Annotated in this window: 12 protein-coding genes; 7 read left to right on the plus strand and 5 right to left on the minus strand. The window is 73.1% G+C overall.

From position 1 onward, the window contains the following. Positions 1 to 55: 55 nt before the first annotated feature. Both ACYQ77_RS26575 and ACYQ77_RS26580 read right to left on the minus strand, forming a co-directional pair. A complete protein-coding gene (locus ACYQ77_RS26575; protein WP_459715956.1) occupies positions 56 to 538 on the minus strand; it encodes a hypothetical protein in 483 nt (160 codons plus the stop codon). Next, positions 535 to 2,862, minus strand: coding sequence for a molybdopterin oxidoreductase family protein (locus ACYQ77_RS26580; RefSeq protein WP_459715958.1), 2,328 nt, complete (start codon positions 2,860 to 2,862; stop codon positions 535 to 537). Before ACYQ77_RS26580 ends, ACYQ77_RS26575 begins: the two co-directional genes overlap by 4 nt. A gap of 128 nt (positions 2,863 to 2,990) precedes the next feature. Here ACYQ77_RS26580 and ACYQ77_RS26585 point away from each other — a divergent pair, with 128 nt between their 5' ends. From ACYQ77_RS26585 to ACYQ77_RS26600, 4 genes are all read left to right on the plus strand, one after another. Continuing rightward, entirely contained in the window at positions 2,991 to 3,365 is a 375-nt protein-coding gene (locus ACYQ77_RS26585; RefSeq protein WP_459715961.1) for a hypothetical protein, read from the plus strand. 99 nt (positions 3,366 to 3,464) lie between these two features. After that, on the plus strand, positions 3,465 to 4,139 hold the full coding sequence (locus tag ACYQ77_RS26590; RefSeq protein ID WP_459715963.1) for a DUF6766 family protein: 675 nt from the start codon (positions 3,465 to 3,467) through the stop codon (positions 4,137 to 4,139). A gap of 66 nt (positions 4,140 to 4,205) precedes the next feature. After that, positions 4,206 to 4,442: a hypothetical protein gene (locus ACYQ77_RS26595; RefSeq protein WP_459715964.1), complete on the plus strand. Its 237-nt coding sequence runs from the start codon at positions 4,206 to 4,208 to the stop codon at positions 4,440 to 4,442. A gap of 319 nt (positions 4,443 to 4,761) precedes the next feature. Continuing rightward, the gene (locus ACYQ77_RS26600) at positions 4,762 to 5,595 is read left to right on the plus strand and encodes an alpha/beta fold hydrolase (protein WP_459715966.1); all 834 of its coding nucleotides are present in this window, start codon (positions 4,762 to 4,764) and stop codon (positions 5,593 to 5,595) included. A gap of 1 nt (position 5,596) precedes the next feature. Here ACYQ77_RS26600 and ACYQ77_RS26605 read toward each other — a convergent pair whose 3' ends face one another. Continuing rightward, positions 5,597 to 7,081 carry a S8 family serine peptidase gene (locus ACYQ77_RS26605; protein ID WP_459715969.1) on the minus strand — a complete coding sequence of 495 codons (1,485 nt, stop codon included), beginning with the start codon at positions 7,079 to 7,081 and terminating at the stop codon, positions 5,597 to 5,599. A gap of 156 nt (positions 7,082 to 7,237) precedes the next feature. Here ACYQ77_RS26605 and ACYQ77_RS26610 point away from each other — a divergent pair, with 156 nt between their 5' ends. Further along, on the plus strand, positions 7,238 to 8,014 hold the full coding sequence (locus ACYQ77_RS26610) for an endonuclease I family protein (protein WP_459715971.1): 777 nt from the start codon (positions 7,238 to 7,240) through the stop codon (positions 8,012 to 8,014). 9 nt (positions 8,015 to 8,023) lie between these two features. On the opposite strand, the gene ACYQ77_RS26615 is transcribed toward ACYQ77_RS26610, so the two are convergent. Then, positions 8,024 to 9,472: a BTAD domain-containing putative transcriptional regulator gene (locus ACYQ77_RS26615; protein WP_459715973.1), complete on the minus strand. Its 1,449-nt coding sequence runs from the start codon at positions 9,470 to 9,472 to the stop codon at positions 8,024 to 8,026. 212 nt (positions 9,473 to 9,684) lie between these two features. Here ACYQ77_RS26615 and ACYQ77_RS26620 point away from each other — a divergent pair, with 212 nt between their 5' ends. Continuing rightward, positions 9,685 to 10,062, plus strand: a complete 378-nt coding sequence (locus ACYQ77_RS26620) for a hypothetical protein (RefSeq protein WP_459715974.1) — start codon at positions 9,685 to 9,687, stop codon at positions 10,060 to 10,062. A 698-nt stretch (positions 10,063 to 10,760) separates the two neighbouring features. On the opposite strand, the gene ACYQ77_RS26625 is transcribed toward ACYQ77_RS26620, so the two are convergent. Further along, complete coding sequence (locus tag ACYQ77_RS26625; RefSeq protein WP_459715976.1) at positions 10,761 to 11,561, minus strand: alpha/beta fold hydrolase; 801 nt, start codon at positions 11,559 to 11,561, stop codon at positions 10,761 to 10,763. A gap of 114 nt (positions 11,562 to 11,675) precedes the next feature. Here ACYQ77_RS26625 and ACYQ77_RS26630 point away from each other — a divergent pair, with 114 nt between their 5' ends. Further along, entirely contained in the window at positions 11,676 to 13,244 is a 1,569-nt protein-coding gene (locus ACYQ77_RS26630; protein WP_459715978.1) for a penicillin-binding transpeptidase domain-containing protein, read from the plus strand.

The raw sequence follows: 13,244 nt of genomic DNA on the forward strand, positions 1-13,244 counted from the left end.
GGCGCACCTTCTCTCCTGGCCGAAAGGGGCGGCTACCCGCTGTGGCGGGCGCTAATCAGCTCGCGAGCACCTGCGGCGACAGCTGCTTGAGCATCCCGTTGGTCCACGTGAGCTGCCGCAGCGTCTCCGGGTGGCACGTGCTCGCGAGGTCGAGCAGGTCGGTGTCCTTGACCGCCTGCGCGCCCTGCGCGAGCAGTTCCCAGTCCAGCGACACACCCGCGGCCTTGCGGTGCAGCCTGCGCAGGTCCGCCAGCAGCAGCAACCCGGTCTCGTCGCGCTTGCGGGTCAGCTCGCTGAGCGTGCGCCGCACCGGGGCCAGCACGCCCGACGACGCGGGCGCGTCGGCGTTGAGGCGGACGCCGTACGCGCCGGCGGCCGCCGCGAGCCGCTCGACGTGCGCACGCGACCACCGGGCCAGGTCACGTGCCACGTGGTGGATCTCCGCCTCGGCCGCGTGCCGGTCGGACACCCGCAGCAGGTCGCGGGCCAGCGCGGTTTCGGAGCGGTGCAGCTCGCGCAGGGCGAGACCGATCTTCATCGTGGTCCTCCGCGGGTCACGGCCGCCGCCGCGGTCTTGAACAGGGGCTGTTTGGAGACGGGGTCCCATTCGGTGCGGGTCAGCTCGTTCGCGGCCCGCTCCCCCTTCTCCCCCGTCGGGTCGTCGGTGTCCCAGTAGCCGTAGTGGAACGGCAGGAACACCACGCCGTCGCGGATGCCGCCGATGCGGGCCCTGGCGTGCACGACCCCGCGCGCGGTGCGGATCTCGGCGACGTCACCCTCGGCGATGCCGAGCCTGCCCGCGTCACCCGCGGAGATCTCCACCCACACCTCCGGCGCCGCCGCCCGCAGCTCGGGTACCCGGCCGGTCTTGGTGCGGGTGTGGAAGTGGTGGATGACCCGGCCGGTGACGAGCCGGAACGGGTGCTCGTCGTCGGGTTCCTCGTGCGGGGGCAGGTACTCGGCGGCCCTCAGCATGGCCTTGCCGTCGGGGTTCGCCGCGCGGTAGGCGTCCGGCTCGGCAGGTGCGCCGGTGACGAGGTCGCGGCCGTAGCTCTCGCAGTAGTCGGGGTGGGCGAAGAACCGGCCGTCGGCGTACAGGCGTTCGGTGCCGTCGGGGCGCTCGTCGGTGCACGGCCACTGGACGCCGCTGACGGCGCGGAGCTTGTCGTAGCTCAGGCCGCTGTAGTCGCAGGGCCTGCCCTTCGACGCGGCCTTCCACGCCTCGAACGCGGACTCGGCGTCGTGCCACGGCGGGAACGCGGCGCCGTCGGCGTCGGTGAAGCCCATGCGGCGCGCGTAGTCGAGGAAGATGTCCAGGTCGGGGCGGGCCTCCCCGGGAGGGTCGACCGCCTTCTCCGACAGGTGCACGGTGCGGTCGGCGTTGGTGAACGTGCCGGTCTTCTCGCCCCACATCGCGGCGGGCAGCACCACGTCGGCGAACTCGGCGGTCTCGGTGCGGAACGCGTCCTGGACCACGACGAACAGCCGTTCCTGGTCGAGGATCGACCGCACCCGCGCCAGGTCCGGCAACGAGGCGGCCGGGTTGGTCGCGGAGATCCACAGGAACCGCAGCGTGCCGTTCTCCGCGTACCGCAGCATCTGCATGAGGTGGGTCGGCGGGCCGTAGTGCGGGATCGTGCTCTGCTCGACGTTCCACAGCTTCGCCAGCTCCGCGACGTGCGCGTCGTTCGCCCAGTTGCGGAACCCGGTCAGGTCGCCGTCGGCGCCACACTCGCGGGTGTTCTCCGCGGTGGGCTGACCGTTCATCTGCAGCACCCCGCAGCCCGGCTTGCCGAGCATGCCGCGCAACAGCACGAGGTTGTTCACCGCGACGGCGGACGCCGTCGCCTGGTGCGACTGGTAGAAGCCCTGCAGCACCGTGCACAGCAGCCGTTCCGCGTCGCCGAGGAGGCGGGCGGCGGCGCGGATCTCGTCGGCGGTGACCCCGCAGATCCGCGCGACCCGCTCCGGCGGGTACTCCGCGACGAGTTTCGCGAGGTCGTCGTAGCCGACGGTGTGCTCGTCGACGAACTCGTGGTCCACCCGGTCGTTCGCGACGATCTCGTGGAGGATGCCGTTCATCAGCGCGAGGTTCGTGCCCGGCAGCGGCGCGAGGTGCAGGGTCGCGGCCTGCGCGACGGGGGTCTCGCGCGGGTCGACGCACAGCACCGCGGGTGGCTCCGGTCCGGCGAGCCGGTCGAGCACCCGCGCCCACAGCACGGACTGCGTCTCGGCCATGTTGTGGCCGAACAACGCGATGACGTCGGCGTGGTCGACGTCGGTGTAGGAGGCGGGCTGGCCGTCGCAGCCGAAGGACTCCTTCAGCGCGGCCGCCGCGGTCGCGGTGCACAGCCGGGTGTTGCCGTCGAGGTGGTTGGTGCCGATCCCGCCGCGCGCGATCGCCGCGAGCGTGTAGTACTCCTCCGCGAACAGCTGGCCGCTCGTGTAGAAGCCGATGGCGCTCGGTCCCTGCTCGTCCAGCAGCGCACGGCTGCGGTCGACGATCCGGCCCATCGCCTCGTCCCAGGTCGCCTCGACCAGCCGGTCACCGTCGCGCACGAGCGGCGTGGCGAGCCGGTCGGGCGCGTTGTTCGCCTGCCAGCCGTACAGGTCCTTCTCGTCGACGCGGCCGCGGTTCACCCGGTCGTCGGCGCGGCCGCGCACTCCGGCGAGCCGCCCGTCCTTCACCGCGAGGTCGAGGCCGTCGCCGTTGGAGTGCAGCACCGCTGCGGTGCGCACCCACGCGTCGACGTCGTCCTCGGTCAGCCCGTCCGCCAGGTGCGAGTCGACCCGCACCGGCCACTCCTCCCCCGGCCCGTAGGGCGTCCTCGGGCCCCACGGGTCGGCGATCCGGTCTGCCATCGCCACCCCTTTCACCAGCTCAGGGCGGTCGGCTACCCCTCACGGGGACCGGGAAACCCGCCCGGCCGGGGCGAGGTTTGGAGATCAACGCTTCTGGCAACCCGTGCTCCGTGAAAGCCTGGCCGAGATTGACCGCCGCCACGGCGGCGTTTGCTATCGCGACGGCGGGCTGCGCGGCGCAGGACGAGCGTGCCTCGGCGTCCGACACCGCCACGCGGTTCCTGCGCGCCGCCCAGGGCGGGGACGTCGAGACGGCGTGCGCGCTGCTGACCCCGCGCACCCGCGACACCCTGGTCACCGAGGACGGCGACTGCGCGACCGGCCTGCCCGCCGACGAGCTGACCGGCGCCGTCACCCGCGCGGACACCTGGTCGGACTGGGCCAAAGTGGACACCGACGCAGGCTCCCTGTTCCTCGCGGAGTTCGAGTCCGGGTGGCTGGTGTCCGCGGCGGGCTGCCGGCCGGACGAGGACGCGCCCTATCACTGTCTGGTGGGTGGTTGACGTGCGACATCCCATCTTCGTGATCTACCTCGGCGGCGTGCTCGCCGGGCTCGCGTACTTCATCGTCATCGGCTTGCTGCGACTCTAGGGGGAGACCGGATGAAGCGGACACTGCGCGACAACGGTCTCGGCATCCTCTTCGGGTTGTTGTTCCTCGGTTCCCTCGTCGGCCAGGCGCTGTCGGGGCAGGCGGACTACAACAACCACCAGATCGCCGACGGCGGGCCGACCGTCACGCTCGGCCAGTACGTGACGTCGAGCGACTTCGCGGTCGACGTCGCGGAGAACTGGCAGTCGGAGTACCTGCAGTTCTTCCTGTACCTCCTGGCGACCGTGTGGCTCATCCAGCGCGGGTCGCCGGAGTCCAAGCCGCCGGACCGCATCGGCCGCGAGACCGACGAGGAGCAACAGGTCGGCGAGTACTCTACAAAGGACTCACCGAAGTGGGCGCGCACGGGTGGCTGGCGCACCGGCGTGTTCGCCAACTCGCTCGGGCTCGTGATGGGCGGGTTGTTCCTCCTGTCGTGGCTCGCGCAGTCGATCGCGGGCGTGGTCGTCTACAACGCCGACCAGCTCGCCGCGCACGAGGACCCGGTCACCTGGCTGGAGTACCTCGGCAGCGCCGAGTTCTGGAACCGCACCCTGCAGAACTGGCAGTCGGAGTTCCTCGCGATCGGGTCGATGGCCGTGCTGAGCATCTACCTGCGGCAGCGCGGCTCCCCCGAGTCCAAGCCGGTCGGCGCCCCGCACGTCAGCACCGACGAGACCGGCTGAGGAATCACCGGCCGGAAAGTGGGTAGCCGACTCCCAGAGGCAACCGAGAGTCTCGAAGGAGGAACGATGTCCACCACTGCCGAGACCGGCAACGTGACCGGCACGCAGGACAAGGACTACAACATCATCTGGTTCGTGGAGGCCTGCCTGTCCAACGCCCTCCGGTTGGAGAGCTACATCAAGGACGCCGAGCGGGCGGGCGACGACGAACTGGCCGATTTCTTCCGCCGCGCGCAGGGTGAGAGCCGCAAGGGCGCCGAGCAGGGCAAGGCGCTGCTCGGACGTCGTCTGGCCGGCAACTGACGCGAGTGCACCCCAGGCCCGGTCGGCACCAGCCGGCCGGGCCTTTCCCGTCCTGCGGACGAGCCCAGCCGAGCAACGTCGTCATCCAGCCGCCGACCACGAACCACTGCGCGGCCGGGGCCCGGTGTGCGGGTCGTGTTGCCGCTGCCGCCCGCGAGGAACACCAGCGTGCACGCCAGCAGCAGCGCCGCGAGCAGGCCCGCCAGTGCGGGGCGGTCACCGACCCGCGCGGGATCCGGCGCACCGGCGCGACGGGAGCCGCTGCTCCCCCGCCGACAACCCGGTCACACCGAGAACCTGGCGTGCCTATGCTCTGCCGGTGATCACCTTCTCCGCGCCGGACGGCACCCGGCTCGCCTGCCACGCCTCCGGCACGGGTGACCCGCTGGTCTGCCTGCCCGGCGGGCCGATGCAGGCGTCCGCGTACCTCGGTGACCTCGGCGGGCTGGACCGCGGGCTGCTGCGCCTCGACCTGCGTGGCACCGGCGGCTCCGCCGTCCCCGACGACCCGGCGACCTACCGGTGCGACCGCCTCGTCGACGACGTGGAGGCGCTGCGCACCCACCTCGGCCTGGCGCGGGTGGACCTGCTCGGGCACTCCGCGGGCGGCTCGCTCGCGGTGCGCTACGCCGCCCGCCACCCCGAACGCGTCCGGCGGCTGGTGCTCGTCTGCCCCAGCCCGCGGGTGGTGGACGTCGAGATCGGCGACGCCGACCGCAGGGCGGTCGCGGAGCTGCGCCGCGGCGAGCCGTGGTTCCCGGACGCGTTCGCGGCGTTCGAACGGATCTGGGCCGGGGAGTTCACCGACGCGAACTTCGCCGCGATCGCGCCGTTCTCCCACGGCCGCTGGGACGCCGCGCGGCGGGCGTTCGCCGCCAGGGCGGCCGGCGAGATCAACGCGGACGCCGCGGCCGGGTACTACGCGGAGGGCGCGCTCGACCCCGGCGCCACCCGGGCCGCGCTCGCCGGGCTGACCGCGCCGGTCCTGCTGGTCGCGGGCGAGTACGACGTCGGGCTGCCGCCGAAGCGCGCCGCGGAGTACGCCGCGCTGTTCCCCGCCGCCGAGCTGGTGGTGCAGCCCGGCGGCGGGCACTTCCCGTGGCTGGACGACCCCGCGTGGTTCACGCGCGCGGTGGCCGCGTTCCGGTCGTGACTCAGGCCGGGTGGGCGCCGAGCGCGGTCGCCGCCGCCACGGTGTCCACGAGGCCCGTGCCCTTGTCGTAGCTCGACAGGTACGGCCCGGCCTGCTGGTAGGCGGCGCCGGCCGCGAACCGGTACGCCGTCGACTTCAGCGCGTGCTCGATGTCGCCGGGGCTCGCGCCGGGCGCGGCCTGGAACAGCTGCGCCACGATCCCGGTGATCTGCGGAGCGGCCATCGACGTGCCGCTGATGACGTTGTACGTGCCGACGTCGAGCAGGCCGGGTCCGTTCACCGGCTGCAGGCCGGTCGCGCAGATCGGCAGGTACAGCCTGCACGCGGACAGGATGTTCTCGCCCGGCGCCGAGATGTCCGGCCAGGTGCCCTGGTCGGCGGCGTTGCCGCGGGAGGAGAAGTCGGACACGGCGCCGTCGCGGGTGCCGGTGCCCAGGTCGTTGTACGAGGCGACGGACAGGATGCCCGGCGTCGGGTCGGTGCCGGGCGGGTTGGACAGGTTCGCCGAGCCGTCGCCGCCGTCGTTCCCGTTGGCCCACACCGTGACCACGCCCTCGGCCGCCAGCTGCCGCTGGATCTTCACGGTCGCCGAGTTCGGGTCGAACTCGCCGCCGCCGGAGGGGCCGTAGGAGTTGTTGACGACCTTGATGGGCGGGCACGTCGCGGCCGGCACCCCGGCCCCGCAGGGCGCGTTGTGGTTCTCCAGCACCCAGTTCAGCGCGGCGTCCGCGCCGAGGATGACGATCGCGGCGCCGACCGACAGCGAGACGATCTTGGCGCCGGGGGCCGAGCCGCCGACGACCGTGCCGTTGCCCAGTGTGTACGGGGTGCCCGCGGCGATCCCGTTCACGTGCGTGCCGTGGCCGCCGACCGCGAGCAGGTCGGTGTCGATCGACGTGGGCACGTCGACCAGGCAGTTCATGGTCGTCTCGGTGAGGCACACGCCCTTGAGGCTGCGGACCACGCGGGTCTTGCCGTCCGCGCCCCGGAACGCCGGGTGGGTCGGGTCGATGCCGCTGTCGATCACGGCGATCGAGACGCCGGTGCCGTCGAGCTTCGCGCCGTTCGCGCCGACGAGCGTCTGCTGGGCGACGCGGCTGCGGGTGGCCGCGGTGCCGGAGGTGGCGAAGAACCGGATCGGGTCGTTGCCCTCGACGTAGGTGACGCCGGGCAGGGCCCGGACCGCCCGGACCTGCGCCGCGGTGCCACTGGCGGCGACCACCCCGATCCGCCGGAAGCTCGTGATCCTGGTCAGCCCCGCGCCGGTGACGGCGGCGTCCGCGGCGGCGAGGGTCGAGCCGTGGACGAGGACGGTCATGGGCAGCGCGTCCGCGGCCGCGCCCAGTGTCGCGGAGAGTGACGACGAGAGCGGGGCGAGCACGGTGGGCGCCGCGGCGGCGGGTGGCCCGAAGGGTACGACGAGGAGTGCCGCGGCGACGGCCGCGACCAGCCCGCGTGCGGAGGCACGCCACATCCGACGGTTCATCAGCCCTCCAACCAGCGACGACAGTCATACCCCTAACGAGGGACCGTCGTTCAGGTGACGCCTGCGGAAGATCACCGACGTTCGTTGGTGTCAAACCAACCACTTGACATGTCAGGGTTTCTTCAACAGGTGCCCCGGTCCCCCTTGGAGCAACGAATGCCTGTCACACGTAGGACACCCCTGCTCGCAGCCGTCGGCGTCGCGCTCGGCGCGGTCGCGTTCGCCGTCCCCGGTGCCTCGGCGGAGATCCCGCCCGGCTACTACGACGCCGCCGAGGGCAAGACGGGCGCGGAACTGCACGCCGCGCTGCACCAGATCATCGCGAACGGCACCCACCTGAGCTACGACGACGTGTGGGACGCGCTGAAGGTCACCGACGAGGACCCGGCGAACCCCGCGAACGTGATCATGATCTACAGCGGCGCGTCGATGCCGGAGAACGCCAACGGTCGTGGCGCCGACCAGTGGAACCGTGAGCACACGTGGGCCAAGAGCCACGGGGACTTCGGCACCACCCCCGGTCCCGGCACCGACCTCCACCACCTGCGGCCGTCCGAGGTGGACGTCAACGCCACCCGGGGCAACCTCGACTTCGACAACGGCGGCGACCCGGTGCCGAACGCGCCGGACAGCCGCGTCGACGGCGACTCGTTCGAACCGCGCGACGCCGTGAAGGGCGACATCGCCCGCGGCATCCTCTACATGGCCGTCCGCTACGACGGCGACGACGGGTTCGCCGACCTGGAACCGAACGACGCGGTCGACAACGGCTCGGCGCCGTACATGGGCCGGATCTCCGTGCTGCTCGAGTGGCACGCGCAGGACCCGCCGGACGCGGCCGAGCAGGCGCGCAACGACCTGATCCACACGCGGTACCAGAACAACCGGAACCCGTTCATCGACCACCCGGAGTGGGCGGACGCGATCTGGTGACGCCGGTGGTCAGGTCTTCGGCACCAGCTCGAAGACCTGACCCGCCCCGGTGGAGTCGCAGGGCAGCTGGAACACCGGCGCCCACTCCTGGTCGGAGGCGTTCAGCACGCCGAGGCACAGGTCGCTGTGCACGGCCCTGATCCGGTAGCCGGCCCCGAGGGGTTCGAGCCGGAACTCCTCGGCCGCGCCGCCGCCGCACCAGTCGTCGAACACCTGCGCGCCGGGTTCCATCGCGGCCTTCGGGATGCCGGTGCAGCCGGGCCCGAAGTCGGGGTGGTTCGTGGCGATCCGGTAGACGTCCGACCGCAGCGGCTGCAGGGCGCGGTCGGGGATGCTCGTGGCGCAGCCTGCCTGGTAGACCCGCCCGCTGCCGTCGTCCGGCCGCTCGGCGAGGCACAGCTTCGAGTGCGCGAGCCGGAAGTCGTACCCGCCCGCGGCGGGAACGCCGGGGCGCGGCACCGAGGCCGCGGTGTCCTGGCCGGTGTCCTGCCCGGTGTCCTGGCCGGGGTCGTCGCCACCGCCGAGCAGCAGGCGGGCGCCGACGATCGCCGCCGCGATGACGACGACCAGGGCCAGCACGCCGAGCACCGCGCCGCGGCGCATCCTCGGCCTCGGGGTATCCGGCCTCGGGACGTCCGGCAGCGGGGTGTCCGGCAGCGGGGCCGGTGTCGTCGGCGGCGCGGCCGGTGTCGTCGGTGGCGCGGGGGTTTCCGGTGCTCCTCCGGTGTCCGCCGCCGGTGGCGGTTCGTTGGCCAGCAGCTGCTGGTAGACCTGCCGCAGCTCCGGTCCCGGGTCCACGCCCAGCTCGTCCGCGAGCCGCCGGCGCAACCCGTGGTAGTGCTCGAAGGCCGCGGCGGAGCGGCCCGATCTGTGCAGCGCCACCATCAACTGGCCCGCGATCCGCTCGTCCATGGGATGCGTGGCCGCGAGCGCCGACAGGTCCGGCAGCAGCTCGGCGTGCCGCCCTTCGCGGAGGGCGAGGTCGTGGTAGGCGAGGCGCGCGTCGAGCCGGTCGAGGTCCAGCCTGCTCCGCTGCGCCACCAGCCACGGGCTCTCCGCGCCGCCGAACGGCTCGCCCCGCCACAGACCGAGCGCCTCGGCCAGCAACGCGCGGCCGTCCGTGCTCGCCCTGGCCTCCGCGACCAGCGCGCGGAAGCGGTGCAGGTCGACCGTCGCCGGGTCCACCTCCAGCACGTAACCACCGTGCTCGCGGCGCAGTTCCGCGGCCCCGGCGAGCGCGCCGCGCAACCGGTGGACGTAGCCGTACAACGTGTTGCGCGCCCTCGGTGACTGCTCCTCGCCCCACACGCGCGCCACCAGCTGCCCCGTCGACACCAACCGGTTGGCCTCCACCAGGAGCACGGCGAGCACGGACCGCTGCCTGGCGTGCCCGATGTCGACCTGCTGCCCGTCGACGAGCACCTCGATCGGCCCGAGCAGGTGGAACTCCGCCGCCATCACACCCCCGATTCCCGCCGATTCGTTGCCGAGTCAAGGATTCCAGGCGGCGCCGGGGTGAAAAGTTCCGGACCGCTTTCCCGCAACGGATCCGCCACAGAGCGCTGTATACAGTGCACACATCCGGTACGGTGTCTTTTCACAGCGTCGGGAAAGGCCAAGCCCCCGCCCCCCGCCCGGCGCGACCGCATCCCGGGTGGGGGCACACCGCTATGGCCGGACGAGACGGGGCACCCGACAACATCGGCGCCCGCCTCCAGACGATGCGCGCCCTGCATTTCGAGTTCGCGACCGACCAGGCGGCGGACGGCTCGATCGAGGCGCTCGTCGGCGTGCGCGTCCACGACGGCGTCATCGACGTCTTCGAGCTGTACGGCGAGGACGAGGCCACGGCAACGCGCCTGCCCGACACCGAGCCGAACATCATGCTCGCCAAGACGGTGCTCTGGCACACCAGGGGCACGGCCTACGAGGTGATCGACGCGCTGCTCGCCCTCCCCGACCCGGAACAGCAGGAACCGCACACCACCCCGCGCCGGGCAAGGCGCGTGTCGCGAACCGCCCCACTCCGCCCCGGCAACGAACGCTGAACCCGTCCCGGCGGCACCGGCGGACCTGCTGTCCCCGACATGGCGGCCGCTACCGGGCGCACGACGACCATTCCCGCACGGCGGCGAACACCAGGCACGGTCCCGGCCTCGCCGCCGCGGACTTCACGCGACCCAGCGAACATCCGCCGCACACCGCCTACACCCACTCCGCCGCGGCCCCGGCCATCGCCGGACGTCACGCGACCCAGCGAACCACCCGCCGCACTCCGCCTCCTGCCCACTCCGCCTCGGCCGCCCAACGCTCAGCCATCGTCCCGCCACGGCACCAAGGTCCCGGTGTCGCGGACGCTGCCCGGCGTCACGCGACTCGGCGACTCACCCCCCGGCACCCCAGCACGCCGCCGCCGCGGCGAACCTGAGCCACCTCCTGGCCGGACACCAACAGACCTGCCCGACCTCACACGACTCAACAACCCACCCAACGCCCCACCCCACGCACACCACCAACGCGGCCACGAACCCCGAACCACCCCCTGACCGGACACCAACAGACCCGCCCGACCTCACACGACTCAACAACCCACCCAACGCCCCACCCCACGCACACCGCCGGGACGGCGGCGAACCCTGAGCCACCCTCCTAGCCGGACACAACGGACCTGCCCGGCCTCACACGACTCAGCAACCCACCGCCCCCCGCGGGCGCGGCGGCGAACCCGAGCCACCTGCCCAGGCGGTCAGCTCGCCAACGCCGCGCGCAGTTCGGCCGCGAACGTCTCCGGTTCGCCCGCGAAGCCGCCGTGGTCGCCCGCGAACAGCGCGAGTTCCGTGCCCAGCGCCTCGGCCAGCGCGACCGCCGTGCGGTTCGCGAGCTGCCCGGTCGACGTCCGGCCCGCGGCGACGACGATCCGCGGCGCCGCGGCGCGCAGCGCGTCGAGGTCCGGCTCCCACAGGGACACCGTGCGCAGGTAGTTCTCGATGAAGAACGCCGTGCCGCGGGCCATGTCCTCGGTCGGCTCCGGCGGCGGCTGGTCGTTCGCCGACATCGACGTCAGCACGCCCGTCAGGTCCAGGAACTGTCCCATCGCGGGCTGCCACCCGGCCGCGTGCAGGGTGTCGACGATCCCGTGTGTCGCGGCGCGGATCTCCGCGGCGTCCGGCAACAGCAGGCTCAGTGGCGGTTCGTGCGCGACCAGCGTGCGCACCCGGTCCGGGTGGCGCAGGACGAGCGCGAGGCCGCCGATCGCGCCGCCGCTGCTGCCCAGCACGTAGGCGGGCTCGTCGGTGACCTCGGCGAGCACCGCGGCCAGGTCGTCGGCGGTCTCCTCCGGCGTCACCTGCTTGCCCGGGTCGTCCGCGGTGCTGCGCGCCATGCCGCGCGGGTCGAACGTCACCACCGTGAAGTCGTCGGTCAGGTGCGGCACCAGCGGCGCGAAGCCGGACGCGTCCATCGGGGTGCCGACCAGGAACAGCACCGGTCCGGAGCCGGTGACGTCGTAGGTGAGCCGGGCGCCCGGCACCGTGATGGTCTTCGGCACGTGTCTCTCCTCGGGGTCGGGGATCCTGTCGACCGTCAGTCGGAACCGGCGACCTGATCTCGACACGTCACGGTAATCTCGCCGGTGGGTCGGGGCGACATCCTGGGGGGATTCGTGTCTCGTCGCAACGCGCTCGTCATCGCCGCGGGTGCCGTGCTGGTCGTCGTGGTCACCGCGCTGGGCGTCGTGCAGCTGCTGCCCGACGACACCGCAGGCACCACCGACGGCGGTGCGCAGGCCGCCGAGGCGCCGCCGCCGTCCGCGACCGAGGTCGGCGACGAGTTCCTGGCGGCGTTCGCGGCCGGGGACGCGGCGGCGGCCGGTGCGCTGACCGACGCCCCCGACGACGCCACCGCGCAGCTCACCGAGGTGTGGCGGTCCCTCGCCCCGACGTCGGTGACCACGAGCCCCGGCGCGTACGCGGAGCCGGTGCGGGCGTTCACGGTGACGTGGACGTTCGGCCCGGACCGCACGTGGACCTACGACAGCGCGCTGCGCCTGGTCGAGGACGGGACGTGGCGCGTGCACTGGGACCCGGCGCTGGTGCACCCGGAGCTGACGGCCGCCCACACGCTGTCCCTGCGTGACCAGGTCGGGCAGCCCGCGGTGCTCGACCGCGACGGCAAACCGCTGGTGGCGTGGACCGAGACCGGCACGACCGCCGCCGCGCCCGCGACGGCGCCGCTGCTGCTGCCGGGCATGGGCCGGGTCGCCGGGCAGGCCGGGTGGTACGTCGCGCTGACCGATGCCGCGGGCAAGGACGTCGCGGTGCTGCACGGGACGAGGACACCGGCGCGGAAGTCGACGGTGAGCCGACCGGTCCAGCGGGCGGCGCAGGCGGCCGTCGACGGTCAGCAGTTGCCTGCCGCGCTGGTGGCGATCCAGCCGTCGACCGGCGACATCCTGGCCGTGGCGCAGAACAGCGCGATGGGCGGCACACCCTCGGCGCTGCAGGGCCTCTTCCCGCCCGGGTCGACGTTCAAGATCGCCACGGCGACCGCGCTCGTCGAGGCGGGCGTCGCCGACGTCGACACGGTCCTCCCCTGCCCCGGCTCCGCCACGATCGGTCAGCGGACGGTGCGCAACGCCGGCTTCGCGCTCGGCGACGTGCCGCTGCGGACGGCGTTCGCGCAGTCGTGCAACACGACGTTCGCCATGCAGGCGGGCGGCCTGCCGGGGGACGCACTGGTCCGGGCCGCGAACCAGCTGGGCGCGGGCGCCGACTTCGACATCCCCGGCATCACCACGGAGATCGGCGCGGTGCCGCCCGCGGCGGACACCACGCAGCAGGTGGAGAACAGCATCGGGCAGGGCCAGGTGCGGATGAGCCCGTTCGGGGTGGCGCTGATGAGCGCGACGGTGGCCGCGGGCCGCCCGGTGACCCCGCGCCTGTGGCCGGACAGCCCGACGACGGTGACGACGGGCTACGACGCCCCGCCGGCCGCGGTGGTCGGGTCACTGCGCACGATGATGCGCGCGGTCGTCACCACGGGCCGGGCCACCGACCTGGCCGGCCTCGGCGCGGTCCACGGCAAGACCGGCACCGCGGAGACGGACGGCAGCGCACACGGCTGGTTCACCGGCTACCGCGACGACGTCGCGTTCGCGGTCCTGGTCCAGGACGCGGGCACGTCGGCCACCGCGGTGACGGCCACGAAGACCTTCCTCACCGCCCTCGGGTGA

The sequence above is a fragment of the Actinophytocola sp. KF-1 genome (genome assembly GCF_054661535.1).

What these genes read in the sequence shown, in the direction of transcription:
- ACYQ77_RS26575 (WP_459715956.1), bottom strand. Translation starts at nt 538, where the DNA reads ATGAAGATCGGTCTCGCCCTGCGCGAGCTGCACCGCTCCGAAACCGCG.
- ACYQ77_RS26580 (WP_459715958.1), bottom strand. Translation starts at nt 2,862, where the DNA reads ATGGCAGACCGGATCGCCGACCCGTGGGGCCCGAGGACGCCCTACGGG.
- ACYQ77_RS26590 (WP_459715963.1), top strand. Translation starts at nt 3,465, where the DNA reads ATGAAGCGGACACTGCGCGACAACGGTCTCGGCATCCTCTTCGGGTTG.
- ACYQ77_RS26595 (WP_459715964.1), top strand. Translation starts at nt 4,206, where the DNA reads ATGTCCACCACTGCCGAGACCGGCAACGTGACCGGCACGCAGGACAAG.
- ACYQ77_RS26605 (WP_459715969.1), bottom strand. Translation starts at nt 7,081, where the DNA reads ATGAACCGTCGGATGTGGCGTGCCTCCGCACGCGGGCTGGTCGCGGCC.
- ACYQ77_RS26610 (WP_459715971.1), top strand. Translation starts at nt 7,238, where the DNA reads ATGCCTGTCACACGTAGGACACCCCTGCTCGCAGCCGTCGGCGTCGCG.
- ACYQ77_RS26615 (WP_459715973.1), bottom strand. Translation starts at nt 9,472, where the DNA reads ATGGCGGCGGAGTTCCACCTGCTCGGGCCGATCGAGGTGCTCGTCGAC.
- ACYQ77_RS26620 (WP_459715974.1), top strand. Translation starts at nt 9,685, where the DNA reads ATGGCCGGACGAGACGGGGCACCCGACAACATCGGCGCCCGCCTCCAG.